Genomic DNA, 25,564 nt, shown 5'->3' with positions numbered 1-25,564 from the left:
GAGAGGGCTGTACGACGCCTGTTTATACGTGTCGTAACGGTTTTAGATTAATTTTCAATCTGAGCTAAAGTTAGCTATTGTGTAATTAATTATATCATGTAGTCTGAATTTTATAATAATTAACTATTTTAAGATAATAGTATATAATGTTTACATATATTATGCAAGGGGTGCAATAGATGGTAAATAATATGTCTTATCGTTACGCATTTTTTGTAATAGGTACATGCCTATTCATTTTTTCACCATTAATCGTTTTTCTAATACCAAGAATGATTCCAATGACCTTTTATTTTGTAAAATATACATGGGTATACTATGTTCCAACAGAAACATTCACTGTATTTGCTATCGGTCTCGCTGTTTTAATTATGTGCTGTGCTTTTTTATTTTTCGGCAAAATGAGGAAATGGTCTGTTATCACTAGTAGTATTTTACTGTTAGCAGCCATTTTTATTTTTTATGGAAGCTCTAGATGCTATATTACAATGGATGATAACGGTTTTACATATAGAGGTCTTTTTGAGCAACAAAAGCAATATGCAGGCTGGGAAAATGTTACACAAATTGAGCGAATAGAAGTACCAGCAGGTAAGAGTGGTAATGCAACTTATAAGGTTTCGTTGGATAATGGCAAAGTTTTGTCCTTCAAGGAAAATCCTTTCGTGCAGGAAAGTCGTAGCAAAATGCGTGCTAAATATAATAAATATAACATTCCTGTTATTTATACGAATTGACTAAGGGCTTTGGAGGGCGGATAAGCATCTGTTTCTAGCAGCTTTTGTATGCCAGTGCATAATTCAAAGCCATTATACTTTAAAATATATATTGAATAAACTATATATTTTGACTATTTAATATATTGGGATTAAATAGTATGATAGTATATACAATGTAAGGGGGGACAATACATGGATAATAGCGTATCATATCGCTATCTTTTTTTAATAATAGGTGTAAGCTTACTTATTTTTTCACCATTAATTATTTTCTTTATACCATCCGCCATTCCAATGACATTTTATTTTGAGCGATATACTTGGTTTTATTACACGCCAATGGAAGCTTATATTGTATTTGGCATTGGGGTTGCCCTGCTGATTGCATGTTGTGCATTGCTGTTCTTTGGGAAAAAGAAAAAAATCTCAATTATTTCAAGCTCTCTTTTATTATTAGTAGCCATTGCTCTTTTTTATGGAAGCTCAAAATGTTATATAGCGATGGATGATAACGGTCTTACATATAGGGGATTATTTGAGTCTAATAAACAGCATGTGGGCTGGGAAAATGTAAAAGAAATTGAGCTAATTGAAGTGCCTGAAGAGGAACCTGGCAATTCGACATTTATTATAGGCTTAGACAATGGAGATGTGCTGACATTTAAGGAAAATGTCCATGTTCGTGAGAGCCGTGGTGGCATGCGTGCAAAATACCAAGAATATAATATCCCTGTAACTTACACGGATTCCACAGCTAAATAAAGTGAAACTGCAATTAGTAGTTCATCCCCGCTGATTGTTAACCTTTACGGACAGCTAGCTTCCGCCAATTCCTTTTATTTTTTTCAAGTCTTGAGATCAACGTGGTACAAACTACTATCAGTTAACGCTTTACAATCTAAGCAAGCAACAGATTGTAGGCGGAAGGTACAAATAGACCTTTCGCTTACAATCTTTTTTGCTGTTAACATATATAGGGTACTTGTCCGAAGTTAAATATGTAGAGACTACCAATTGCAATCCAGTGTTACAATAAATTCACATTTCATTATGAGGACTATGCAAATCGTTGTGCCACACGGGTGTACCCCAGCAAGGTCAATAGTTACGTTTACATTCAATTATAAAAAAGATTGATTAATAATGAAATTTGAATAAATGTAATTTTCTGTGTATAAAAAATTAATTTTCTGCTATTTTTTTTATAAAAATATGCTATTTTCTTTTTTGCTTGCCTAATGCTAAATGACTATATTTAAGCCACCTAGGAATAACTCGCTTGTGCACAATGCAAAAGGACTTGCAAATGGATTTTGAGCAATGCTATGAGCAGTATAAACCGTTAGTTCAGAAGGTGCTACATCGCTGTCGTGTATATAAAAATTTTGATGAGTTTCGCCATATAGCGATGGTTGCACTATGGGAGGCAATGCAGTCATATGATGAGAAAAAAGGGAGCTTTGAAACATATGCATATTTTATGATGCGTTACCAAGTGATTGCTGAAATGCGCAAGCAAAATGTTGAGCAGCAACGCGTGATGCTTATTAGTGATGATGTATTGCAATTTAATATGGATAATCAACAAAATACATGTGTGATTGAAACGTCAAAGCTAGCAGTGGTATGGGAAGAGCTAGCGGCAGAGGAGCGTTATATTTTGCACAGTTATTATGTAGAGCAAAATAGCGACAAAGAAATTGCGGAAAGCTTGCAATTAAAAACTGATACGTTGAAAAAAAGACGGCAACGCTTATTACAGCGCTTGAAAAAACAGCTTTCAAAATGCTAAAAATGTATGTTGAATTGTCCGAAAAGCGGGTAGACACGCCGCTTTTCAGACAAGCTCATTATTATAAATTTTCGTATAAATAGTCAATAAACTTCGTGCGCTCTTCTGTTGTTTGTTGAAGATTATTAATAAGCAACGCGCCAAGTTGGTAATCGCTATCCTTATTACCAACTAAAAATTGCATATTAATTGGTTGATTTTCATTATTAATCATACATTTACCTTTAAATTCAACAACGGCCTGTTCGCGTTGAGTTTTAAAAAAGACCCATTTACCTTTTTCGCAATAGTGATTAAATACTTCCTCGATTGACGTTGCATTCGTTTCACTTAACGATATTTGCTTCATTTCATCTATGTATTTATTGTTAGTAATATCATCCTTTGGACCATAAAAATAAATCAAAGCCCCTAGAATGCCAAGTGGCACAAGCCAAAAAATAGTACGTTTTCCAAATCCCATAGTTACCCCCCTCAATTACACATAGTTGCATTATAGCATTTGATAATGCAGATGGAATAGAGAAAATGTATACTTAAAGTATTATATAGGAAATATTGGGGGATAAAGATGACACTGGTGAAAATGATAAAGCTAAATGAGCAAAGCCTGGTATCTGAGGGCTGCTACTGTTTACGAAGTGACAAAGGTGCTATAGGTTATCAAGATAAAAGCGAATGGATGCGGCAACAATTTCAGCAGGGGTTACAATATATAAAATTGATGGAAGGTGAGAAGCAGGCAGGCTTTATCGAATATACTCCAATTGAGCAATCGTCTAGGGTCGTTTATGGAGAAAATTATATGATGATTCATTGCTTATGGGTAGGTATAACAGGTAAAGGCTATGCTTCAAAGTTAATCCAAGCTTGTATTGAGGATGCTAAAGCACAAAATAAAAATGGGGTTGTCGTAGTAACGAATGCAGGCACTTCTTGGACGCCGAGCAAAGATATTTTTATCAAGTGGGGCTTTGAGCAAATAGACTGTGCATTGGATGATTTTGAGTTGCTTGTTTATGCCTTTAACAAACAACCAAAGCCGTATTTCCCGAGCAATTGGGAGGAGCGAGTACAGCATGTGCAGGAGTTAACAATTTTTCAAACGGCGCAATGCCCTTTTATTGATGTCGCAAAGGATAATGTGTTACTGGCTGCTGAGAAATTAAATGTAAAAGCACAAATAATCCCATTAACAAGCAGAGAGCAATTGTTACAACAATCTCCAACACCATACGGAGTGTATGCGGTTGTTTTCAAAGGGCAGTTAATTGCCTTCCATCGATTAACGGTGCACTCCGCGATGAAAAGATTAAAGGTGTGTTTATCTTGATTCAGCAAAAAGGTCTTGCCACTGCAATCAGAGCACCTGTTGGAACGTATATAAGTGAAGTTTTTGGTTGGAGAATTCCGTTTTAAGGAATTGTAATCATTGGTATGATTGCTTTAATTCTTAATGCTACTGCAATTCAAGCGACTATGAACCTCTGGAATCAATAGCAGCAAGATAAAATCTTTATCTCATCTTTATCTCGTTGGGGTATTCTTAAATGGTATTAACTTTTAATGATATGGCGAGGGAGAAAAATGCAAAAAACAATACTAATAGTAGAAGATGAAGATATTTTACGAGAAATAGCTAAAGATTATTTACTAAATGAAGGTTTTGAAGTATTGGAAGCAGTTAATGGAAATGAAGCTTCGGCTATTTTTGAAGAACATGAAGTACATTTAATTATTTTGGATATTATGTTGCCACAGTTAGATGGATGGTCTGTTTGTAGACGAATTCGCAAGTCATCTAGCGTTCCTATTATTATGTTGACAGCTCGTGTGGATGAGGATGATACGTTACTTGGTTTTCAATTAGGTGCTGATGATTATATTACAAAACCATATAGTCCGCCAATTTTATTAGCGAGAGTAAAACGATTAATTGAAAGTCGATATTCTCAAGTGGGTAATGTACCTAATGAAGATACTTTAATTAATAATGGTATTCATGTCCATTTACCTTCACGTACATTGATGGTAGATGGTGAAAATATAAGTTTGACATACACGGAGTTTGAAATATTAACATATTTAATGCAAAATCTAGGGATTATTATTACGCGGGAACAACTAATCATTAAAATTTGGGGGTATGAATTTGCTGGTGATGATCGCACAGTTAATAGTCATATCCGTAATTTACGAAATAAATTAGGTAATAAAGCAAATTGTATTGTAACTGTTATTCGGGCTGGTTATAAATTTGAGGGTAAAGCATGAAAATCGGCATTGTATCAAAATTATTTATGCTAACAACCTCATTATGTATGCTTATTTTAGTGACTATATTTATAGGGCAGACCGTATTTTTCAAGCAATACTATGCAAACCAAAAAGTAAATGATATCGAAAAGAGCATTCAATCTTTTAAGGAAGAGTACTTAAAGGCAGAAGAAGATGTACCAACAGTTCAAAAGCTTGAGCAGGATTTTTATCAAGAAAATACGACATGGATTGTAACATTAGATAAAGTAGGAAATATTAAATACTCAAATGATTTTTCTGTAGAAATCCAACTAGACTCTTCTCAAAATAATGATTTTTCTAATTGTGTAATTAACATCCCATTATATAGCTTCACTGGATTAGAAGATTTGCAAAGGTTAAAATTTGATTTTGAACAGGGGAAAGGTATTATTGTTGACGGAGTGAAAAAAGATGATTTGATAATTCCAACAATTTTAACACTAGAAAATTCGAATGTTGCATTAGAGAATAGGCAGCTATCTGAAAAGTTATATGGCAAAAAAGCTGTAGTACCTACTTTTCAAGGGGAATCTCCATTATATTTAACAGGAGCCATTAAGAATTTACACTTACCCGAGGGTTCAAACATCTATACAAATCGTGTGGTTATCGATAGAATAAAACAATTTCAAGTCGATTTAATTTCAAATGGAAATCGAAATAGTAATGCAGAAACAAAGGACTATGAAGAAAATAATATTAACTACAAAATATTTATTAGCCCCATAAAAGATACGACTGGCGAAACAACTTATATTTTTGCTATGACATCATTACAACCAGTTGATGAAGCAGTTCAAATGTTAGCTGAATATTATATATATCTAATTATATTAGTGCTACTACTTATTGTTCTTGCATCATTCTATTATTCAAAAATAATCGCTAAACCATTATTACAAATAAATGATACTACAAACAAGATAGCAAACTTGGATTTTTCAGAGACAATACCTATTAAAACAAAAGATGAGATTGGTACTTTATCATGCAATATTAATACACTTTCCAAAACCTTGCATTCGTATATTAATCAGTTGCATCAAGATATAGAGAAGGAAAAGCAATTAGAAAATACTCGAAAAGAATTTATTTCTGGTGTTTCTCATGAATTAAAGACACCTTTAAGTATTATGAAGAGTTGTATCTCCATTTTGGAAGATGGTGTTGCGAGTAATAAAAAAGATTATTATTTTAAGGCAATGGCAAAAGAAGTAGATAAAATGAATATTCTCATTGTTGATATGCTCGAATTAGCAAAATTTGAGTCTGGTACGTATAAAATGGAGATGCATGACTTCTATATCGACCAAGTCATTGAGTATATATGTGAGCAATTGGAAATCGACATATTGAATAAGCAATTACATGTTCATAAACAACTTTCTAGCATTATGGTAGTTGCAAATCAACACCGAATAGAACAAGTTTTAACGAATTTTATTACCAATGCGATTAATTACACGACAGAAAATAAAAATATTATGATTTCTACGATAGAGGACAACGAACGTATTAAAGTATGTGTGGAGAATCAGGGGGCACATATTGCTCAGGAACATTTAGAGAAAATATGGGATCGTTTTTATCGTGCTGATACGTCACGTCAACGTTCGCAAGGTGGAACGGGATTAGGGCTTGCTATTTCGAAAAATATTTTAGAGCTTCATGGTACTCAGTATGGTGTATCGAATACAGAAAATGGAGTGCTGTTTTACTTTTATTTAAATAAAAAATTGTAGATGTTTTTATTGGAAACTTCTAATTTTTGTGCCATCTGTTCAAAGGTCCTTTGAACGGATGTTTTTTTTATCATTTGAAAACCCCTTGCTATGTGAGGAATATCATTGTTTGTGGGTTATTTGAAAGGAAAGTGATTTTTTATAAATTCCTGAATGATTTTTCCGTTCGTCCTATTGTATCTACATAATATCCGCGACACCAAAACTTCCTATTTTCATAGTCCTTTCAGTGTGTCTTTAGTCACAACAACATTTCTCTTTTTTTAAATGATATTGACCTCGTCTTGACCTCATCTTTATTTCGTTATATTAATCTTTCTATTGTAAAAGATAAAGGACATCACAGTGTTCTTTAATCAAAAAAATTAGGAGGTAATTTGTTATGACGAAAAAAATTTTTCTAAGTGTGTTTATTGGGGTCTTTGCAGTATTTGCTACGGCCTGCGGAAACAATCAAATTGAAAAGGAAATAGTTACTATTGATGCGAAGGCCCCGTATAAATCTTTTTATGGTAAAAGTGTTTTTTTGGGTGATTCACTTTTAATAGGTTTATCTGATTTGTTGGAGGAGACTAATGTTATTGCTAATGCAGGTGCAACTGCTTTATTCGCCATTCAAGAAGTTGATAATATTGTAAATCAGAACCCAGAACATGTATATATCATGTTGGGTTCAGATGACTTGTTATTCCCTGTAGACAATCCTCAGAAAGAGTCACTGGATAATTACGCCGTATTAATAGAAAAAATAAAGACACAGCTACCAAATGTGAAGATACATGTTTTATCGGTTCCATTTGTGACAAAAGAGGCAATAAAGGCGGAACCACGCTATAAAAATATATCGGACTATAATAAGGGACTCGAAAAAATGGCGGTAACCGAGAAGATTAATTATATCGACCTGTCTTCTATTTTCGAAAAAAATCAGGATCTATATAAAGAAGATGGAATACATTTCAAGGCGGATTTTTATCCTATTTACTTGAACTATATTAAAAAACAAATTGAATCTTCCGAAAATAACGGAGGATAAAGTAGAGATGGGTGGAAATAAAATTAAGAAAAATCGCTATATGCCAGGGTTAGATGGGATAAGAGCGCTCGCTGTATTTGTAGTAATCCTCTATCATCTTGATTTTGAATGGGCGTCTGGGGGATTTCTAGGTGTAGGCATATTCTTTGTCTTATCTGGATATCTCATTACAGATCTTTTGATTATGGAATGGGTGAATACAGGGAAGGTTAATTTACGTCATTTTTGGGTCAAACGAGTTAGACGCCTTTTACCAGGACAAATTTTAGTATTGTTTGTAGTGGCGGTATGGCTATTGCTATTTAACTTTTCAAGATTAGAAAACCTATGGGGTGACTTTTTAGCTTCGTTTTTTTATGTGATTAATTGGTGGTTCATTTTTAACGATGTCGGCTACTTCTCTAATTTTGGAGAACCTTCACCTCTATTGCATTTCTGGTCACTTGCAATCGAGGAGCAGTTTTATCTGGTTTGGCCAATCTTGCTCTTACTTGGACTCCGTTTCGTTCATAACCGCAAGCTGTTTATTGCGTTTATCCTTGTTGGTACGTTAGCTTCCGTATTAGGAATGGCATTCCTTTATCAACCTGGGTTAATGGACACAAGCAGAGTATATTTCGGGACAGATACTCGTGCGTTTGCATTGCTGATTGGAGCGGCACTCGCATTTTGCTTACCTAGTAAAATGTTTGAGGGGAAGGTTGCAAATAACAAATATCTGCGTTTTTCTTTGGATATAGGTGGGGGAATAAGTTTTGCTTTTTTATTTTGGATGATTTGGCAGACCAATCAGTATGAGGCTTTTCTTTACCGTGGTGGGATGGTTCTTCAAAGTATTGCTTCGGTTATAGTTATAGCTGCGGCGGTTCACCCATCAACTTGGATTACTCGTATTTTGGGATGTAGGACGTTACAATGGCTTGGTGTTCGTTCATATGGAATTTACATTTGGCATTACCCAGTCTTAGTTTTGTTCTTACCACATTCAGGTGGAGAAAATTCCATACCTCATATTCTTATACAAATTGGAATTACTCTTCTAATCGCATCGATTTCTTGGAAGTTTATAGAGCAACCAATTCGTTATAGAAAAATAGAAAGTATGTTTAGGAGAGTATGGCGATTTAGATATAAAGAATGTTCTACTACTAAAAAGTATTAACGCTATTCAAGTCATCTTCAGACTGAATCTTGAAAATGAATGCCCGGCTTTATCCCGTATTAACAGGCTGTACTTTTGCGAGATATTGAAAAGGTTTACAAGCGTATGCAGCTACCATATACAATTGACTTTGCTTCGTTTGTAGGACATGTTGTGGAGCTAAAAGAGCCACATGAATATATAAAAGAATGGAAGAAATGGGATTTAACAGTGTTGCCAATGATGCCGGAACGCTATGAATTCCACATAAAGCAGAAGCAGATCTGAACAATTGGGGTTATGGCAACACTTATGGTTTCACACCGCTACGTGAACAGATTCAACGTTACCTGACATTTGAAAGAGGTATTCATGTAGATATTGATCAAATTATCTTAACTTTAGGTGTGCAGCATAGCATAGATCTCATTGCCCAAGCATTTTTAAATGAAGGAGAAATGGTTTCTGTTGAAGATCTTGGATTTCCTGCTACCTGGATGACCATGAAATATCGGCACATGAATGTTTTTTCGGTGCCTCTTGATGAGTACGGAATACTAGTAGATTGTATTCATCCACAAATCAAACTTGTTTTTGTTACGCCTTCTCATCAATGTGCAGTTGGTGTCATTATGTCTGAGCCACGTAGGAAACAATTGCTGCAAAAATCTGCGCAGGATCAATTTTGGATTGTAGAAGATGATTACAATGGCAAATTTAGGTATCGTGGTGGTCCACTACCTACCTTGTTCAGCCAACAACCTCAAAATACATTGTATATGATGAGTTTTTCCAAAATGGTTGCTCCTGGCATACGAATTTCGGCAGTTATCATATACAAAGTTGATGAAAATGCTTTTCAAGATGCCATAGCAAACGCAAAAAAGCTGATTGATGCACTTCAAGTAATAGTTGGATGATTTTCTTGCTAAACAGAATCAATCGATACAGAGACAATTACTACCATAAACACCATCCGATAAAGTATAAATTCATTTCCTTTTTTATAATAAGGCACCTCCAATTCAATGGGCATATTAAATGAGGTGATTATTTTTATTTTATAAGGGGCATAGCTGTTGTGGAAAGGATTCTTCTTCAGCTAATGGTGCAAGTTAGCAGAGAAAGAATACCCTAAAAATAGAATAGAAATATCCCTTTTCTTACCCATTAGAACGAACAAAAGTGATTGTTCATTATCTAAAGATTCCTTTTTTATTAGGCTGAAGCAGTATCTTGAAATTTTAAAGAGCAAAAAAAATGTAAACAGTTTTTTAGCAAAAACGGAACAGCATCTAATTTTACAAATTGTTATAATGAATTCGCCATACAGAAGAAGGGAGGTTGGTACATTGAATTATAAAGATGACATTAAGCGTAGTATCACATATATTGAAATGCACATTAAGGAAGAACTTACCGCAAATGAGATTGCAGAACATGTAGGCTATTCTGTTTTCCACTTTTGCAGAGTTTTCAGTATCTTTCAAGGAACACCTCTTATGGATTATGTTCGTAAAAAAAGATTAATTCAAGCTAGAGAAGAACTTCTATCAAACAGGAAAATTATTGACATTGCTTTTGATTATGGTTTTAAAACAGCAAGTGGGTTTTCCAAAGCTTTTCGGAAAGAATTTGGTTATAGTCCAACTGTTTATATTGCTAGAAACAATAGCTTACAAAGAAGCGAAAATAGCTTGAAAATTGAAAGTTGTAACATGAACCCTATCTTTACTAAAAAATCTGCTTTTAAAGTTGCCGGTTATGGAATCAAAACCAAAATCTCAAAGGGGTATACGAAAGACATTGCTGCATACTGGGATACTTATACTGGTGAAAATTTAGAGAGCAAAATGTATGAAAAATTGAATCCACCAAAGCATGGAGAAGTTGGGATTTGCGTATCTTCATCTAATGAAAGTAATGTCAAATATTTGTTCGGCGTTATTGTTGATGATTATTCAAAGGTAACGTCGGATATGATGACAATTGATGTTCCAAAAGCGGAATATGCAGTTTTTACAACCCCGCCTATTGACAATGTTGCAACAGCAGCAACATACAATACAGACCCATTATCAGAAGTTGTAAAGGCAACATGGAAATATATTTTTGAAGAATGGTTTCAAGACAGTGAATATGTTTTTGATGAAACAAAAATAGACTTTGAGTTTTACGATGAACGTTGTCATGGTTTAGAAAATGCAGTCATGGAAATATATGTACCAATTAAAAAGAAATCATAGGTTTTAATCAATAAAATTGGGGTGCGGAAGAAAGTTCTTCCGTGCATAATATCGGAGGAAATGAAATGTTTAGTTATTATGGTGCATTAAGTACGGAGGTTTATGATTTTACCAAACCAGTGGGATATTCAATTGACGGTGATATTGAATACTACCTTGAACGATTAAAAACTTGTAAAGGACGGATTCTAGAAGCAGCAGTTGGATCAGGTCGTTTTATGATTCCATTTCTTGAGGCGGGATATATAGTTGATGGTATTGATTATTCTCCTGAAATGTTAAATTCTTGTCGAGAACGTTGTGAAGAACGGGGATACAATCCAAATTTGTATGAAGAAGATTTAAAGAGATTTTCGTTGCCATCAAATTATGAGGCGATTATGATTCCTACTGGTTCTTTCTGTTTGATTGAAAATCGAGAAGATTCTTTATCCGCATTAAAATGCTTTTTTAAGCACCTTGTTTCAGGTGGTCGTTTAATTGTTGACCTTGAATTACTTCATGGCTGGAAAACAGGAGAGATATCAACTTCAACTTTCTCTCTACCAAGCGGCGATGGGATTATGATGGAAAGCAAGTCTATTGAAATTGATTGGCTTAATCAAAAAACTGTATCCTATATAAAATACGAGAAATGGCGAAAAGGAAAATTGATTGAAACTGAATTACAAAGATTCGCAATGCGTTGGTATGGTATTGAAGAGTTCAAACTTATTTTAGAAAGTGTTGGTTTTTCTGAAATTACATGTTCGGCTGCTTATAATTATAAGCAGCAACCATCAAATGTGAGTCAAATCATTACATTTGAAGCAGTACGAAAATAATATGATGGCAAATTTATGAAAATCAGGTCTGAAAACGAGTTTTCTATCTTAATACCAGGAGTAGATAATAGGCTAACGGGGGCTTTAGCAAATTCTAGATTCATGAAATATCAAACCAAAAAAACAGATTTAATCTACATGCCTTGTAGATTAGGTCTGTCTTTCAGTTTTAACAGGAACAAACTTTGAGAAAATGGCCTTTATCAAATAAACCCATTATATATCAATAAAACTTGAATAGGCCGGCTATTTTTACATACTAAGTCATATTTATTGAATACTATCTTTGGCGTCTACATAACTTAATGCTTCGTACGTAAGAACTATATTCCTTTCTAAATATAATAACGCTACTCCAAGTGTTTATAAAGGATATTTTCTCATCTTCTGTAAGTATGTAACTTTAGATTTTCAATATGATTTTCTATAAAGCTCAACATAATAACTCTCAAAATATTATAATTACCTTCTACATTCATTCCAAACAATGCAAAATGATTTAAAGAGAATAAGATTTAGTGTTTCCTTATGAAAGACTTACTCTCATTTAGCCAGTAGTATCAACATATCTAAAAATAGTTTTTTTACTATAATACACATATTATTTACTTTTATACTGTTCAAAATTAGTGAATTATAAATGAATAAATATACGAAGGTTTTTCTGGTGAAGCATTGTCGCTAAGTCTAGAGGACTTTGTGATGTAAATTATATCTTATGATAAAAATAGCTCTAGTAGTTCTTTTAAAGCAGTTATGAAAAAAACAAAAGCCAAATTGGATTAATAAAATTTTGTTTTTTAAAGATATTATTTTTCATTTTATACAAGCTGATTAGCTCACCTAAATTCGATACTGTACTGGATTGAAGTAGGCTTTTTTTAGCAAGTATCTTCTGCGACTAGAGTTAACTTGTATAGAAACAATTTTACAAACATACGTACGCTCTATATACTTAGTAGTAGAGAAAGGGGCGATGTAAAAATGAGAGCGTTACTCATTGCAGAAAAACCATCGCTTATGCGAGATATAGAAAAGGTTTACAAGCGAATGCAGCTACCATATACAATTGACTTTGCTTCATTTGTAGGACATGTTGTGGAGCTAAAAGAGCCACATGAATATAAAAAAGAATGGAAGAAATGGGATTTAGCGGTGCTGCCAATGATGCCAGAGCGCTATGAATTCCGCGTAAAAAAGACTGCCTATAAAGTGTATAAGGAGCTTGAGCAAAAGCTGAAGACAGGGCATTATGATTTTATTATTAATGCTTGTGATGCGGGGATGGAAGGTGAAAATATCTTTTATTCCTTTTATAAAAAAGCGGGTTGTCGACTGCCTGTAAAGCGCTTTTGGACGTCGCAAACAACGGATAGTGCAATACAGCAAGCATTAATGTATTTGCTAGATGAGAATGATGTATTAATTCGCAATCTACGCAATGCGGCTATGTATCGGATGATTTTTGATTGGTTAATTGGCTTGAATTTAACACGTGTTGCAACGGTGAAGGGTGGGCGCACGATTAAAGTCGGTCGTGTCATGACGCCAACGCTCGCTATTGTAGTGAAACGAGAGCTCGAAATCAAAAATTTCAAGCCAGAGCCCTACGCACAAATTGAATTGCAGCTGCCAGAAATGACTGCGTTATGGTTTGATCCAATAAATAAGACAAATAAAATACGGCCTGACCAAGTGCAGGAAATTGTAGCGCGTATTACAGAAACTGCAATTGTCAAAGAGCTGGAAACAGAGCGCAAAACACTACCTGCACCATCACTGCATTCATTACTCGAACTACAGAAGGAAGCGAATAAATTTTTCGGCTTTACATCGGCAAATACGTTAAAAATTGCCCAAAGTTTGTATGAAAAAAAGCTAATCACGTATCCACGTACCGAGTCAAAGCATTTACCAACAGCCTTTGCGCAAAATATTACAGCACATCTTGAAGCTGTAAGTTCACTAGATGAGTATAAAGCCGTGACAAGCGGTATTTTAGGCAATAAAGCAAATATTTCGCGCGTAGCGTCCTCTAAACGTTACGTTGACGATAAAAAATTAACAGATCACCATGCCATCACTGTAACGGATGTGGCGGTAGGGCGTAAGAAGCTAACAGAGGCGGAATGGAAAGTGTACCACCTTATTTGCAAGCGCCTTTTAGCCATCTTTTTGCCTGCCTACATATTCGATAAAACGACGATTATTTTACAATCAGGTGGCGAGCTTTTTAAACAAACAGGCAATACCATTGTAGAAAAGGGTTATACAGCTTTATATGAAGCATTTCGCAAAAAGGAAGAGCGTTCGCTACCGTTATTAAAGATAGATCAAATATTACCAATTGAAGAAATAAAAACTTTATCAAAAATGACTGAGCCACCACCACGTTACACTGATAGCACATTACTCGATGCGATGTTTTATGCAGGGCGCTTTGTAGAAAATGCAGAGCTGCAAAAAATATTGAAGGATGCCGAGGGAATTGGAACATCAGCTACACGAGCTGAAATTATAGAAAAATTGATAACGATTGGTATGCTAGAACGGCAAGGGAAATCGCTAGCCGCCACCGATTTTGGGATAGATGTGATTGCTAGCTTAGGCGACCACGATATCATCTCCCCCGTACTCACTGCTGTTTGGAGCAAGAAGCTAAAGGATATTGTTGATGGTGAATTAAATGCAACTACCTTTTACAGAGAAATGCTTACATTTATTGAAGAAACAACAGCGCGTATGAAGGCATTGCAAATGGAAGTAGCCGAAAAGGAAATTGTCGTTGTGGGTAGCTGCCCATTATGTCGAACTCCAGTTGTAGAAGGCTTCCGTGCATACACATGCCAAAATAAAGCATGTAAATTCGCGATTAGCAAAGTGCTAATGAAGGGCAAAGTAACTGCAATTGATGCGAAAAAGCTATTAGCTGGCAAAGAAACGCGTGAAATCCGCTTTACATGGAAAAGTGGCAAAAAAGGCAAGGCTCGTTTGAAATTGCAAGAGGGGAAGCTGGAGTTTGTTTTTCAGTGAAGTACTTACTAAATACAATTTACCTTTTTCCAACATTAATCATATTGAAATTTGCTTGAAATATCAAAAGAGCAGTATTTTGTATATGCAATAGTACGTATTCATGAAAAAATAGCTTATGTAAGAACAGGCTATTTGCATAAAGTCGCCACCGAAATCATTAAAAACCATAATGTAATCGGTAGCGAATATGCTAAAAAAACACAAGTTAGCTAAAGCATTCAATGTAGCATCATGGTCGCAATTTAGAATCATACTAGAGTACAAAGCAAAATGGTATAGCAAACAAGTAGTTGTTACATCAAAAACATTTGCTTCCAGTCAACTTTGTTCGTGCTGAGGTTAGCAAAATAAAGACCTGAACCAAGCAACTCATAAGGGCGGGGGGAGTTCAAAGGAATAGGAAAAACCGTTGGGGGGACCCAACGGTTTTTAAACGCTCTCCTGCGCTACTTTTTTTGCTTTTATTTTGGCTAAACGCATTAAATATATAAGGAAGACAACAACCAGTATACCTGCACTACTTAGATATACTGAAGCATAACTCGCTTGCACTGCTATCATCCCCAATATATACGAACCGAGAGCAATCCCGATGTCAAACATCGTAAAATATGTTGCAGTTGCATAGCCACTGCGTTGAAGTGCTGCGGATTGAACTGCTAATGCTTGCAAACTTGTTGTCACGGCTCCGTAACCAAATCCAATAAAGATAGCTGAAAATAAAAACAATGATGGTCCTGAGACAAATGCGAGCATAACAAGCCCTATAGCAAAGAATATAATACCAGGAAGTATGACAAATTGCGGTCCTTTTGTATCGTAGAGTTTCCCTGTATAAGGTCGCGTAATTAGCATGGCCGCTGCAAACACAGCATAAAATAGAGTCGCAACAGCCATGAGGTCCTTTTGTTGTGCGTATACTGATAAAAACGATAAAACACTCGCATATGAAAAGGCTACTAAACTAGCAATAGCCGCTATAGGAAGTGCATTACGTTCAAATAAATCATTAAATTTAAAAGTCAATTTGCCCTGATGTGCAGGCTTCGGTAAATCATTCGTATTTATCGTTACAGCTAAGATGCCCCCGGCTAATATACAAATACTCATCACTATAAACAATGCACTAAAGCTACTATATTGAATAAGTAGTAAGCCAACGAATGGTCCAATCACGACAGCCAAATTAGTAGACATATTAAAATAGCCAAGACCTGCTCCTTTACGCTTTGCTGGTACAATCTCCGCAGCTAAAGAACCTGCTGCAGTTGTGATAATACTAAAGAAGATTCCTTGAATAAAGCGTAGTCCAAGTAAAAGTCCGAATGGATGAATAAATAAATATAAAACCGTACATAAAAAATAGCCAGCAATCGAAATCACTAAAAGCTTCTTTTTTCCAAAAACATCTAATAATTTACCCGAAAATGGACGTACAATAATAGCTGATAATAAAAAACCTGATAGTAATAAACCTGCTTCTTTATCAGTTTGATGAAGCTCACCAATCGCGTAAAGCGGTAAAGTCGTTACGAGCCCATAAAAAACAAAAAACACCGAAATATTTGTTAAAAACAGACTAATAAACCGCTTCGTCCAGATTTTCGAATTTTCTTCATGTTGCATGTCAATCAACCTTTCATTTTTTCCAGTAGCATTATAAATTGCTGTTGTTCTTCAACAGTAAGCGACCCTACCATTTCTTCCTCAAAAGCTAAAATAGTTTTCGAAATAGCTGGCAATCGTTGCTCAGCCTCTGATGTTAAGGTAACAATTTTTTCTCGTTTATCTTCACCATCTATTCTTTGTACCCACCCTAACGTTTCAAGTCGAGTAATTGCCCTTGTTATACTGGGCGCTTCAACATTTAAATACTTCCAGATTTGCGTTAATGTCATTGGACCGTGTGTATGTAAGCAAAATAAAATAGTCCATTGTGAACTATACAAATTATGCTGTTTCAGTACTTCATTTAAACGATTCGTAAAATAACGAGTTTTTTGGAATAAAGCATGGAATATCGGATTCATGTTAACGCTCCTTAAAATTATTTACCTAGCTAAATAAAAACTATACGCTTCATTTTTTTTATTGTAAAGCAACTTGTTTGAAGCGATGATGAAGTGCTTTTAATTACAGATTATTCCACGGTATTTCAAATGAAAAGTTTCAAAAAGTATTTTATTTATTTTAAATAAGCTTCCAAAAACGGAAGGAATTTAACTAATAATGTAGAATATAACTTAGGGTAAGGCGAATTTTAAATACAAAAGGAGAGAAAACAATGAAAAAGAAGAAAAAACTATGGTCTATTGTTACTGCAGCTCTTTTACTTTTAAGTTTGTCATTTGGTTCAGTAGCAAGCGCTGCAAACGAACAAGGAGCTGGAAGTGGCGGTTTCCCACCACCTAAGTGCAGCCCTGGCAAGGCATGTCCAATTCAAAGTTAGATGATTATAAAATAAAAACGCAATATTTTTAAATAAAGAGGCAGGGACAAAACCCATCTCTAAACTAAAAAGCCAGTAAAATTTTACAATCAGTAAAATTTCACTGGCTTTCAATTTTTTTATTAAAAATAAGAACCGCTATTGATAAAAATAAGTCATCACAACCAAATTATACAGAAAGAAAGATTCTTCTGTTTAAAGATTATAGCATGAATCATTACCGTTTGATTTAGCAATAAAATTTCAAGAAAATGATAGTGCCGTTTCTGTATCAAATGGTGCTAGCATTGTTGCCTGATATGCAAATAAAGCAGGGAGAATATTTAATAGAAGGTATGTTACGTACCTTCTATTATCTACATGAGCTACAAGATAAACAATCTGCAATAGGAAATGTCGAAACGATGTTGCGTTATATTTTTGACGTCAACAAAGATATAACTGAGCAGCAAATGCAACATGGAATTGAGGATGGAAAAGGAATTGCGAAAGGGGAGATAAAAGCGTTATCACACAGAGCTACGATGCTTTTGATTAATAAATTTGGTGTATTGCGTGAGAGCATGAAGGTAGCGACAGTGAAGGCGGGTATACCAACGCTTCAGATTATTTTAAATAATATTTTTACCTTTGAACAATTGGATGAAGTAAGACGTTATTTGTCTTGGCGAAAAAATTGTCCGAAAAGCAGGCTAGCACGCCACTTTTCGGGCAATTTTTTGTTATTGGATTGGAATGTTCACTATCTAAAATTTGCTCTTATTATTTGTTATGAAAGAAACTTTAGTAATCTGGTAAGATTTCTATTGTTTTTTAGGGGATATGCGTATACAATAATGCTCTGTAAAGTGATTTGCGAAAACTTGTCTGAATTGTTTTTCAACTAGGAATTTCGCACTTTTTTAAATGAAAAACCATATAATAAGTGCAAAAGTTTTGAAAAATGTTCATCTTTTTTATAATAAACCTCAAACTTACTACAAATTAGTCTTGACGTATTTGTAATAAGTTTGTACACTGTGTAAAATCAATTGTTTTTATGGAAAGTACAAAAATATTATTAAGTAAGGATTTGGTAGAATGATTGTATGTAAATTTGGTGGAACTTCTGTTGCGAACGCACAACAAATAAAAAAAGTTGCGAATATTGTAAAGGCTAATCCTGCAAGAAAAATTATTGCAGTATCTGCTCCAGGGAAGCGCACTAATGATGACATTAAAGTAACGGATTTATTAATTGATCTTGCGAATAGTGCACTGCGAAATGTGGATACTGAGTTAAAATTAAGTACAGTAATTGAACGCTATGCTGATATTGCAGCAGAGCTAGGATTAGATGATACGATTGTCCAAGTAATCACAGATGATTTGCGCGAACGTTTAGATGCAGACAAATCACAAGAGGCGCAATTTATGGATAGCATAAAGGCCAGTGGTGAGGATAATAATGCAAAGCTTATCGCAGCTTATTTCAGTTCAATCGGAATGCCTGCCAAATATATCAGCCCGAAAGAGGGATTAATTGTAAACGATTTACCTGAGCGAACTTTTGCTTTGCCTGAAACATATGAAAATCTAAGCAAGCTTGCTAATGTCGAAGAAATTATTGTATTCCCAGGCTTTTTTGGGTATACAAAGGCGGGCGTGTTGCGTACGTTTGATCGCGGCGGCTCTGATATAACAGGTTCGATTTTAGCTTCTGCTGTTAATGCAGATTTATATGAAAATTTTACAGACGTTGATTGCGTCTTTTCAGCAAATCCGAAAGTGGTGAATTGTCCAGTGGAAATTAAGGAAATCACATATCGTGAAATGCGCGAACTTTCATATGCGGGGTTCTCAGTATTTCATGATGAGGCGTTAATGCCTGTATATAAACAAGGGATTCCAGTAAATATTAAAAACACAAATAATCCTGCTGCAGAGGGTACACGCATTGTACCGAAACGCCCAGCAACAGGTAGCCCTGTTACAGGTATTGCGACTGATAGTGGATTTTCAATTTTATATGTATCGAAATATTTAATGAATCGTGAAGTAGGCTTCGGTAGACGTTTACTGCAAATTATCGAGGAAGAAAATATTTCATATGAGCATACACCATCTGGACTGGATGATATTTCAGTAATTATGCGCTCGCATCAATTAAATGATGAAATTGAAGCGCGTATTATGAAGCGCGTGAAAGAGGAACTACAAGCAGAAGACGTGCATTTCCGTCATGACTTCTCAATGGTTGTAATTGTTGGCGAGGGTATGCGAAATAACACGGGCTTAGCAGCGCGCGCAGCGACAGCTATTTCAAATACAGGCGCTAATATTGAAATGATTAATCAAGGTTCTTCAGAAGTAAGTCTCGTATTTGGCGTACTAAGCCAATATGAGAATCAAATTTTAAAGGCGCTTTATGAGGAATTTTTCGCCCATACAGCAGTTTAAATAATATGAAGCTACTGGAAAGTCAGAAAAAAATCGGACTGCTCAGTAGCTTTTTTGTATTTTTTAAAGCGTAACATTGACTTGGTTTAGTATCATGTCAAAACATGTTTAAGTAGAAATTTGTTAATTTCCTTTCCTAAAGCCGCAGAATTATCAAGCCATGGATAATGTCCAGCACGAGGAATCACTGCCAATTCGCTAGTTTGTAAATTAGATGCAAGCTCTTTCACGTAATGATACGGGCGTGGATCTGCCTCTCCATGAACAAAAAGACAAGGGAATTGAGTTAAGGAAATAGCTTTCTTAAATTTCTCATTTTCAAAATACCCATTACATTCCGAGCCAATTTTTTGATTCACTTCATTGTTTACAAACTGTCCGTCAATACGTGGAAGTTGAGTAAAGCTATTTTGATTAAATAAATCCGTTCTTAAACTAAGCTCACGCAATCGATCTTGCGTATGTTCTTTTTCTACACCGATCATTGTTTCCATTACTGAACGTAAATAAATATATTCTTCTCTATCAGTGGGACTCATGCTGTTCAATCTATTTGTACGATAATCAGCGTGCCAGGCGGAATTAATTCCTGTTCCTGATATGTAAATTAGCGCCTTTACATTCGCAGGATATTTGGTGGAATAGGCTAATGCCAATGATGCGCCCCAAGAATGCCCACACACAACCCATTTTTCCACGCCTAAATGAATCCGTAATTGCTCCAAATCTTCAATAAATGTCTCAATATCATAGGGGCCAGTTTTCTCAGACCTCCAGCTCCCTCGTTGCTCATAGCGAATAATTTTAAAATAACGCTCATCTAATAACTCAGCAACAGGTTGTAAATAATCATACGAACCAGGCCCCCCATGTAAGAGCACAATCGGAACACCTTGACCTTGAACAAGATGCCAGAGTGACACACCATTGATTTTCGAAATAATTCCTTGCATTTGCTCCTCCTTAAAATAGCTGACTAACGCCACCATTATATCTAAAATCATTTTAGCATTGTGGTAAAGATTTTAATTTTACCATTGGAAATCCAAAGATACAACGCATAAAGTTGAGCTTTCTTGCATACAATTTGTCGTTTTTTGCGTAAAATAGAAGATGGAGGTGAGTGAATGGAGCGTGTTTTACGTATAACACGACTAGTTTTTCACAATATTTACATGTACCGAGTAGATTATATCCGCGTCTTTTTGGCGATTCGGCTATTTCAATTACTCATTGTACTACCAGCTATTTCATTACTATTAGCTGCGACATTACACATTTTAAAAATTGATAGTATTACAGAGGAAAATATCATACAGCTACTCGCTCATCCACTATTTTTATTTGTATTAACGCTAATGATTCTAATTGTCCTCCTGTTTATTTATTATGAGATGGGCATGCTTATTTTGCTGGCATATCATCAACAAAGAGGTATTCCATATACATTGCAGCAGCTATTGCGCCGTTTAAATCAAAAGGTTGTTTATTTTATTAGCTTTGAAACAGGCTTACTCTTCCTTTATTTAGTGCTAGTTATGCCTCTTATTTCTTCTATATTGCCATCCGCGATTACGCAAAGCTTAAGCATTCCTAATTTTATCGTTGATGAATTAATGACATCTTCAAAAGGGCGCATGCTGTATATCGTTGGTATGGCGTTATTGTTTTTAATTGGTTTACGTTTTATTTTGACGATGCCATATTTTACAGTATATCAATGGACAACAGTGTTACAGGCTGTAAAAATGAGCTGGCAGTTTTCCAAGCGCCGATTGTTTGAGCTTGTCGGTATGCTAGGGTTAATACTTGTCTTGCACTTAAGCTTAACTGCTATATTATTAACGCTAACATTTGTACCGTTATTTATTATTGAGCGGGTAATACCAGAGTGGGCTTTGGTTGCAGCAGCCTTCACATTGACATTTGCACAAGGTTTGTTGCTATTTTTATTTACTTTATTACAGGCCGTATTTTCACAGCTCGTTGTGCTTGTTGGCTTCCGTTTAACGCGTGACAAACAAGTAACACTAGAGAATGAATCATTCCGTGAAACGATTATGCATTGGACGATTATTTGCACCATTTTCGTATTTTTTTTGGTAAGTGCCGTACAAGTCATTAATTTAGAGAAAACGCTATATGAGCCAACGACGAAGGTCATTGCTCATCGAGGCTTTATGGAGCGTGGTGTAGAAAATACGATGAGCTCCCTTATTGCATCTGCGGAGGCAGGGGCTGATATGGTCGAAATTGATATACAGCAAACGAAGGATGGGCAATTTGTGGTTTTTCATGATGCGACATTGTCGAGAATGGCTGGACGTAAAGAAACCGTGCGTCAAATGACATTGGATGAGCTCACGAACGTTACTGTTAGAGCAGGTAAATTGCAGGATAAAATTCCTTCTTTAGAAGAAATGCTACAAAAAAGTGATGAGCTTAATATCCAATTATTAATTGAAATTAAGCCACATGGATATGAAACAGACGATTATTTAGAGCGTTTAACCCAGCTACTTGAGAAGTATGATGCGCTTGAAAAGCATTATATTCAATCGTTGGATAGCGCAGTTATTTGGAAATTAAACGAATTAGAGCCCCGTTTAAAAGTAGGACTTGTCTTTGCGCTTTATATTGGGAGAATACCGCAAATTGAAGCTGATTTTATTGCGATACAGCAAGATGTTGTCACAGGCCGCATTATGGAGCAAGTAAAACAGAGTGAGGCGGAGCTGTTTATTTGGACAGTAAATGCAGAGCGTGACCTGCAATACTTTTTAGAGCATGGTGTTGATGGAATTATCACAAATCATCCCGATAAAGCAAATAAGAGTCGTACGATGCTAAGTAACGAAACTTATTTTTTAAAGCGCATTTATAATAAATTAACGATATTATTTTAAGGAGCTTGCAATGAATCAATATACGTATCAATTATTAGGGAATATTGCCTCTACAGAAAAAGTGCCGATTGTCGGTATTGATGGCGAGAAGGTCGCTGATGTAGCACGTGTGTATAGTAATCGATTAAAACGATTAGTAGATGGTTATTTTGACTATCGCTATTTTCTAACATATGAAATGACCGATTTACGAGGTGAGCCAACATTTCGCATTACGAAAAAAATTCGTCGTGGTAAACTATGGTTTGAGGCGTTTTCTTATATAAAGCAAGAACGCTATACGGTGACATATGAAAATTGGCGTATCGGGCTACCAGAGCTAACCATTCATTGGTCAGGCGGTATAATGAAAATTGATAAGCAAATGGAAGGCTGGTCCAATTTTTTAGTAAATGATGAAATTGTTGCACGTTGGCAGGCCGTTTATGTAGAAGCAGAGGATGCTTTTCATGTAATACTACAAATTGAGCCACATAGCCCTATTCAGCAGGCAGATTTTTTCGTCGCCATTAGTCAAGCTACATTATTTATAGGTTCATAAGGAGAGATAGAAAATGAATGTGATTTTTGCATTAACCACAACAGGGGAACAGCTTTTAGAAATGGTCTCAACAGATGTTGCGGGTTTATTAGCAGCAGTACAAGGAGAAAGTGTAACATTTCCTTTCGGTAGCTACCAGTACGATTTCCATGCACTAGATCATTATGAGGAAAATGGTTCATATCGTCAGGAGCTTGTTATTTATTTAAAATAGTGTCACTCATTTTTTAAAATTAGGCGAAGCCCCTTGTCATATTGCAGGCATTTAACATAAGGTAAAAGTACAGATGCTTTTGCGCGGGAGGCGAGGGGCGTGTTGGACGAACAGCAAAATCGTTTATGTGAGGTACTACAGGAAATACTGCATTTTCAAAACTTAATTGAGCATACTCGGACAAAGCATTTCAATCATTTATTATTGAAAATTATCGGTAGCGATACGATTCCAATTGCGCTATTGACAAGGCGAGGTACACATTTACAGCTAACGGATTATGAAAGCGGCTTTGCAACTTGTTATTTTCGAATAGAAAATATCGACGCTGCACGCAATTTAGTAACTGTTTCTTTGCTCTGCCCAATGTCAATCGAGCGCGAGCCGACAACGCAAAGCGAAGAAATGGTCACGCTAGAGAAAACGGATAAAAGAGCAACGGTCAGTACGACCACGCTCTCAGGGGTTCGGCTTCTTTCCACTTCATTGTTAAGTGCAAATGTATTTATTGAGTCGAAATGGTGATACAATCCTATTAATTAGTGATTTTTCGGAAATGTAATTGCTATTGACAAAACAAATTTCCCAAATATAATTAAATGTAAGATTTGTTCGAACATTTCGAAGTATAAGAGTAAAAGCGTTGAAGAGAACGAGTAATTTTAATGGAACTTACAGAAAGTAGCCGGTTGTTGAGAGGCGCAAGGAAAATTAAAATGAATACATCTTGGAGCTGCGTACCGAATAGTTAGTAGGCTACGACGGGTTTGCATCCGTAATCAATGCAAGAGGTATCGCAGTATGCCGTACCGGTAGAGGAGAGTTGTGTGAGCAGCTCTTAAATAAAAGGTGGTAACACGTTCATTATACGTCCTTTAGACATTATGTCTAAGGGGCGTTTTTATTTTGTTCTTATAGACTTTAAAAGGAGATGTTAGTATGTTTTTACAACCATTGGAACAGCTTGCGATTATTCAAAAAGGTGCTGATACAATTGTAGATGTTGAAGAACTACAATTGAAATTGCAGCGTTCTTATGAGCAACAAAAACCGTTAATTGTTAAATTAGGCTTAGACCCTTCTGCACCCGATATTCATTTAGGTCACGCAGTAGTTTTGCGCAAAATAAAGCAGCTTCAGGATTTAGGGCATCATGCAGTTATTGTGATTGGTGATTTTACAGGGCGTATTGGTGATCCTACTGGTAAAGCGAAGGGTCGTGTCGCATTAAGTGACGAGATTGTTAAGGAAAATGCGAAAACATATTGTGAGCAAGTATTTAAAGTGCTTGATACAACAAAAACAACGGTTCGTTTTAACAGTGAATGGCTATCAAAATTGACATTTGAAGAGGTTATTAAATTGGCTGCCTCAACATCTGTAGCGCGTATTTTAGAGCGTGATGATTTTCAAAAGCGCTATAAAAATCAAATACCCATTGGCATTCATGAGTTTTTTTACCCGTTAATGCAGGCTTACGATTCAGTTGAACTACAAGCGGATATTGAGTTAGGTGGGACTGACCAAACATTTAATATTTTAATGGGGCGCACATTGCAAAAGCATGTAGGGCTTGAAAAGCAAATAGCGATTTTTATGCCATTGTTGGAGGGGCTCGATGGCATTGAGAAAATGAGCAAAAGCCTAAACAATTATATCGGTGTGAATGAAGCGCCAGAAGTGATGTTTAAAAAAATGATGGAAGTACCTGACAAACTCATTATCAAGTATTTTGAGCTTGCAACAGATGAGCATCCCGCAACAATTCAGCAAATAAAAAAGCGTTTAGAGAAGGGTGAAAATCCTAGAGATATAAAAATCGAGTTAGCTGGAATTGTTACAGCCCTATATCACGGAAAGGAGGCAATGCTAGCGGCAAAAACATATTTTGAAACAGCATTCCAAAAGGGGAAAATCCCAGCCAACATCCCTGCATTGCTGCTGGAAAATGAGCAAATGACATTAAACGATGTAATGCCAGCACTTATTGAGAGGGGACTTGTAAAAAGCAAAAGCGAATTTCAACGATTAATTAAGCAAAATGGTATTGCCTTAAATGAAAGGAAGCTTTCCTTAGAGGAAATGACGCTAACGCTTCGAAATGAAGATGTGCTACAAATTGGGAAAAAGCGCTTTTTAAAATTTAGCTTTGTTGGGTAAAGGGCTTTGGGAAAACAG

Annotated in this window: 24 protein-coding genes, 3 pseudogenes and 1 other annotated feature; of the genes and pseudogenes, 22 read left to right on the top strand and 5 right to left on the bottom strand. The window is 35.6% G+C overall.

All coding sequences use genetic code 11. From position 1 onward, the window contains the following. Positions 1 to 179 precede the first annotated feature (179 nt). The 3 genes from TY13_RS06915 (at position 180) to TY13_RS19750 (ending at position 2,511) form a co-directional block, all read left to right on the top strand. Positions 180 to 737 (top strand): hypothetical protein, encoded by a 558-nt coding sequence (locus TY13_RS06915; protein WP_042473483.1) that lies wholly within the window; start codon positions 180 to 182, stop codon positions 735 to 737. 174 nt (positions 738 to 911) lie between these two features. Then, on the top strand, positions 912 to 1,481 hold the full coding sequence (locus tag TY13_RS06910; protein WP_042473482.1) for an Asp23/Gls24 family envelope stress response protein: 570 nt from the start codon (positions 912 to 914) through the stop codon (positions 1,479 to 1,481). A gap of 544 nt (positions 1,482 to 2,025) precedes the next feature. After that, positions 2,026 to 2,511 (top strand): RNA polymerase sigma factor, encoded by a 486-nt coding sequence (locus TY13_RS19750; RefSeq protein ID WP_195891673.1) that lies wholly within the window; start codon positions 2,026 to 2,028, stop codon positions 2,509 to 2,511. A 61-nt stretch (positions 2,512 to 2,572) separates the two neighbouring features. Here TY13_RS19750 and TY13_RS06900 read toward each other — a convergent pair whose 3' ends face one another. Beyond that, positions 2,573 to 2,974 carry a hypothetical protein gene (locus TY13_RS06900; RefSeq protein WP_042473480.1) on the bottom strand — a complete coding sequence of 134 codons (402 nt, stop codon included), beginning with the start codon at positions 2,972 to 2,974 and terminating at the stop codon, positions 2,573 to 2,575. Positions 2,975 to 3,082: 108 nt separating this feature from the next. On the opposite strand from TY13_RS06900, the gene TY13_RS06895 reads away from it, so the two are divergent. The 3 genes from TY13_RS06895 (at position 3,083) to TY13_RS06885 (ending at position 6,554) form a co-directional block, all read left to right on the top strand. Further along, positions 3,083 to 3,844: a GNAT family N-acetyltransferase gene (locus TY13_RS06895; RefSeq protein ID WP_042473477.1), complete on the top strand. Its 762-nt coding sequence runs from the start codon at positions 3,083 to 3,085 to the stop codon at positions 3,842 to 3,844. Positions 3,845 to 4,098: 254 nt separating this feature from the next. Beyond that, complete coding sequence (locus tag TY13_RS06890; RefSeq protein ID WP_042473474.1) at positions 4,099 to 4,785, top strand: response regulator transcription factor; 687 nt, start codon at positions 4,099 to 4,101, stop codon at positions 4,783 to 4,785. Then, positions 4,782 to 6,554 carry a HAMP domain-containing sensor histidine kinase gene (locus TY13_RS06885; RefSeq protein WP_042473472.1) on the top strand — a complete coding sequence of 591 codons (1,773 nt, stop codon included), beginning with the start codon at positions 4,782 to 4,784 and terminating at the stop codon, positions 6,552 to 6,554. The genes TY13_RS06890 and TY13_RS06885 overlap by 4 nt, the downstream gene beginning before the upstream one ends. Before the next feature lie 134 nt (positions 6,555 to 6,688). Here TY13_RS06885 and TY13_RS20605 read toward each other — a convergent pair. Continuing rightward, positions 6,689 to 6,774 (bottom strand): annotated as a pseudogene (locus TY13_RS20605) (IS200/IS605 family transposase); the annotation flags it as partial. 162 nt (positions 6,775 to 6,936) lie between these two features. Between TY13_RS20605 and TY13_RS06880 the strand changes: the two are divergent. The 8 genes and pseudogenes from TY13_RS06880 to TY13_RS20395 form a co-directional block, all read left to right on the top strand. Next, the gene (locus TY13_RS06880) at positions 6,937 to 7,590 is read left to right on the top strand and encodes a GDSL-type esterase/lipase family protein (RefSeq protein ID WP_052344251.1); all 654 of its coding nucleotides are present in this window, start codon (positions 6,937 to 6,939) and stop codon (positions 7,588 to 7,590) included. Between the two features lie 7 nt (positions 7,591 to 7,597). After that, positions 7,598 to 8,752 carry an acyltransferase family protein gene (locus TY13_RS06875; RefSeq protein ID WP_074432941.1) on the top strand — a complete coding sequence of 385 codons (1,155 nt, stop codon included), beginning with the start codon at positions 7,598 to 7,600 and terminating at the stop codon, positions 8,750 to 8,752. A gap of 75 nt (positions 8,753 to 8,827) precedes the next feature. After that, positions 8,828 to 9,019: a hypothetical protein gene (locus tag TY13_RS21170; RefSeq protein WP_042473469.1), complete on the top strand. Its 192-nt coding sequence runs from the start codon at positions 8,828 to 8,830 to the stop codon at positions 9,017 to 9,019. After that, positions 9,007 to 9,564: pseudogene (locus tag TY13_RS06865) on the top strand (aminotransferase-like domain-containing protein); the annotation flags it as partial. The gene TY13_RS21170 and the pseudogene TY13_RS06865, both read left to right, overlap by 13 nt. 519 nt (positions 9,565 to 10,083) lie before the next feature. After that, positions 10,084 to 10,977 carry an AraC family transcriptional regulator gene (locus TY13_RS06860; protein WP_042473466.1) on the top strand — a complete coding sequence of 298 codons (894 nt, stop codon included), beginning with the start codon at positions 10,084 to 10,086 and terminating at the stop codon, positions 10,975 to 10,977. Between the two features lie 65 nt (positions 10,978 to 11,042). Continuing rightward, the gene (locus TY13_RS06855; protein ID WP_042473464.1) at positions 11,043 to 11,801 is read left to right on the top strand and encodes a class I SAM-dependent methyltransferase; all 759 of its coding nucleotides are present in this window, start codon (positions 11,043 to 11,045) and stop codon (positions 11,799 to 11,801) included. A gap of 984 nt (positions 11,802 to 12,785) precedes the next feature. After that, entirely contained in the window at positions 12,786 to 14,834 is a 2,049-nt protein-coding gene (locus TY13_RS06850; protein WP_052344250.1) for a type IA DNA topoisomerase, read from the top strand. Positions 14,835 to 14,924: 90 nt separating this feature from the next. Beyond that, positions 14,925 to 15,171 (top strand): annotated as a pseudogene (locus TY13_RS20395) (zinc ribbon domain-containing protein); the annotation flags it as partial. Between the two features lie 95 nt (positions 15,172 to 15,266). Here TY13_RS20395 and TY13_RS06845 read toward each other — a convergent pair. Next, a complete protein-coding gene (locus TY13_RS06845; protein ID WP_042473462.1) occupies positions 15,267 to 16,463 on the bottom strand; it encodes an MFS transporter in 1,197 nt (398 codons plus the stop codon). 5 nt (positions 16,464 to 16,468) lie between these two features. Then, entirely contained in the window at positions 16,469 to 16,867 is a 399-nt protein-coding gene (locus TY13_RS06840) for a MarR family winged helix-turn-helix transcriptional regulator (RefSeq protein WP_042473458.1), read from the bottom strand. A gap of 254 nt (positions 16,868 to 17,121) precedes the next feature. Between TY13_RS06840 and TY13_RS20600 the strand changes: the two genes are divergently transcribed. From TY13_RS20600 to TY13_RS06830, 3 genes are all read left to right on the top strand, one after another. Beyond that, entirely contained in the window at positions 17,122 to 17,286 is a 165-nt protein-coding gene (locus TY13_RS20600; RefSeq protein WP_154661549.1) for a hypothetical protein, read from the top strand. 290 nt (positions 17,287 to 17,576) lie between these two features. Continuing rightward, positions 17,577 to 18,173 carry a hypothetical protein gene (locus TY13_RS06835; RefSeq protein ID WP_154661548.1) on the top strand — a complete coding sequence of 199 codons (597 nt, stop codon included), beginning with the start codon at positions 17,577 to 17,579 and terminating at the stop codon, positions 18,171 to 18,173. Between the two features lie 193 nt (positions 18,174 to 18,366). After that, a complete protein-coding gene (locus TY13_RS06830) occupies positions 18,367 to 19,725 on the top strand; it encodes an aspartate kinase (protein WP_042473453.1) in 1,359 nt (452 codons plus the stop codon). 92 nt (positions 19,726 to 19,817) lie between these two features. On the opposite strand, the gene TY13_RS19745 is transcribed toward TY13_RS06830, so the two are convergent. Further along, positions 19,818 to 20,678 carry an alpha/beta fold hydrolase gene (locus tag TY13_RS19745; RefSeq protein WP_052344249.1) on the bottom strand — a complete coding sequence of 287 codons (861 nt, stop codon included), beginning with the start codon at positions 20,676 to 20,678 and terminating at the stop codon, positions 19,818 to 19,820. 174 nt (positions 20,679 to 20,852) lie between these two features. Here TY13_RS19745 and TY13_RS06820 point away from each other — a divergent pair, with 174 nt between their 5' ends. From TY13_RS06820 to tyrS, 5 genes are all read left to right on the top strand, one after another. Continuing rightward, the gene (locus TY13_RS06820; RefSeq protein WP_042473451.1) at positions 20,853 to 22,631 is read left to right on the top strand and encodes a glycerophosphoryl diester phosphodiesterase membrane domain-containing protein; all 1,779 of its coding nucleotides are present in this window, start codon (positions 20,853 to 20,855) and stop codon (positions 22,629 to 22,631) included. A gap of 10 nt (positions 22,632 to 22,641) precedes the next feature. Continuing rightward, positions 22,642 to 23,172 (top strand): tubby C-terminal domain-like protein, encoded by a 531-nt coding sequence (locus tag TY13_RS06815; protein ID WP_042473448.1) that lies wholly within the window; start codon positions 22,642 to 22,644, stop codon positions 23,170 to 23,172. Positions 23,173 to 23,185: 13 nt separating this feature from the next. After that, entirely contained in the window at positions 23,186 to 23,386 is a 201-nt protein-coding gene (locus TY13_RS06810) for a hypothetical protein (RefSeq protein WP_042473447.1), read from the top strand. A gap of 99 nt (positions 23,387 to 23,485) precedes the next feature. Next, complete coding sequence (locus TY13_RS06805) at positions 23,486 to 23,911, top strand: hypothetical protein (protein ID WP_042473445.1); 426 nt, start codon at positions 23,486 to 23,488, stop codon at positions 23,909 to 23,911. 109 nt (positions 23,912 to 24,020) lie between these two features. Further along, positions 24,021 to 24,265 (top strand) — a binding site (T-box leader). Positions 24,266 to 24,325: 60 nt separating this feature from the next. Beyond that, positions 24,326 to 25,546, top strand: a complete 1,221-nt coding sequence (gene tyrS, locus TY13_RS06800; protein WP_042473444.1) for a tyrosine--tRNA ligase — start codon at positions 24,326 to 24,328, stop codon at positions 25,544 to 25,546. Positions 25,547 to 25,564: the final 18 nt, after the last annotated feature.

Source organism: Bacillus ndiopicus, assembly GCF_000612805.1.
GTDB lineage: Bacteria > Bacillota > Bacilli > Bacillales_A > Planococcaceae > Metasolibacillus > Metasolibacillus ndiopicus.
The sequence above is the reverse complement of the archived record's forward strand: the minus strand, read 5'-3'. Positions and strand labels throughout refer to the sequence as shown.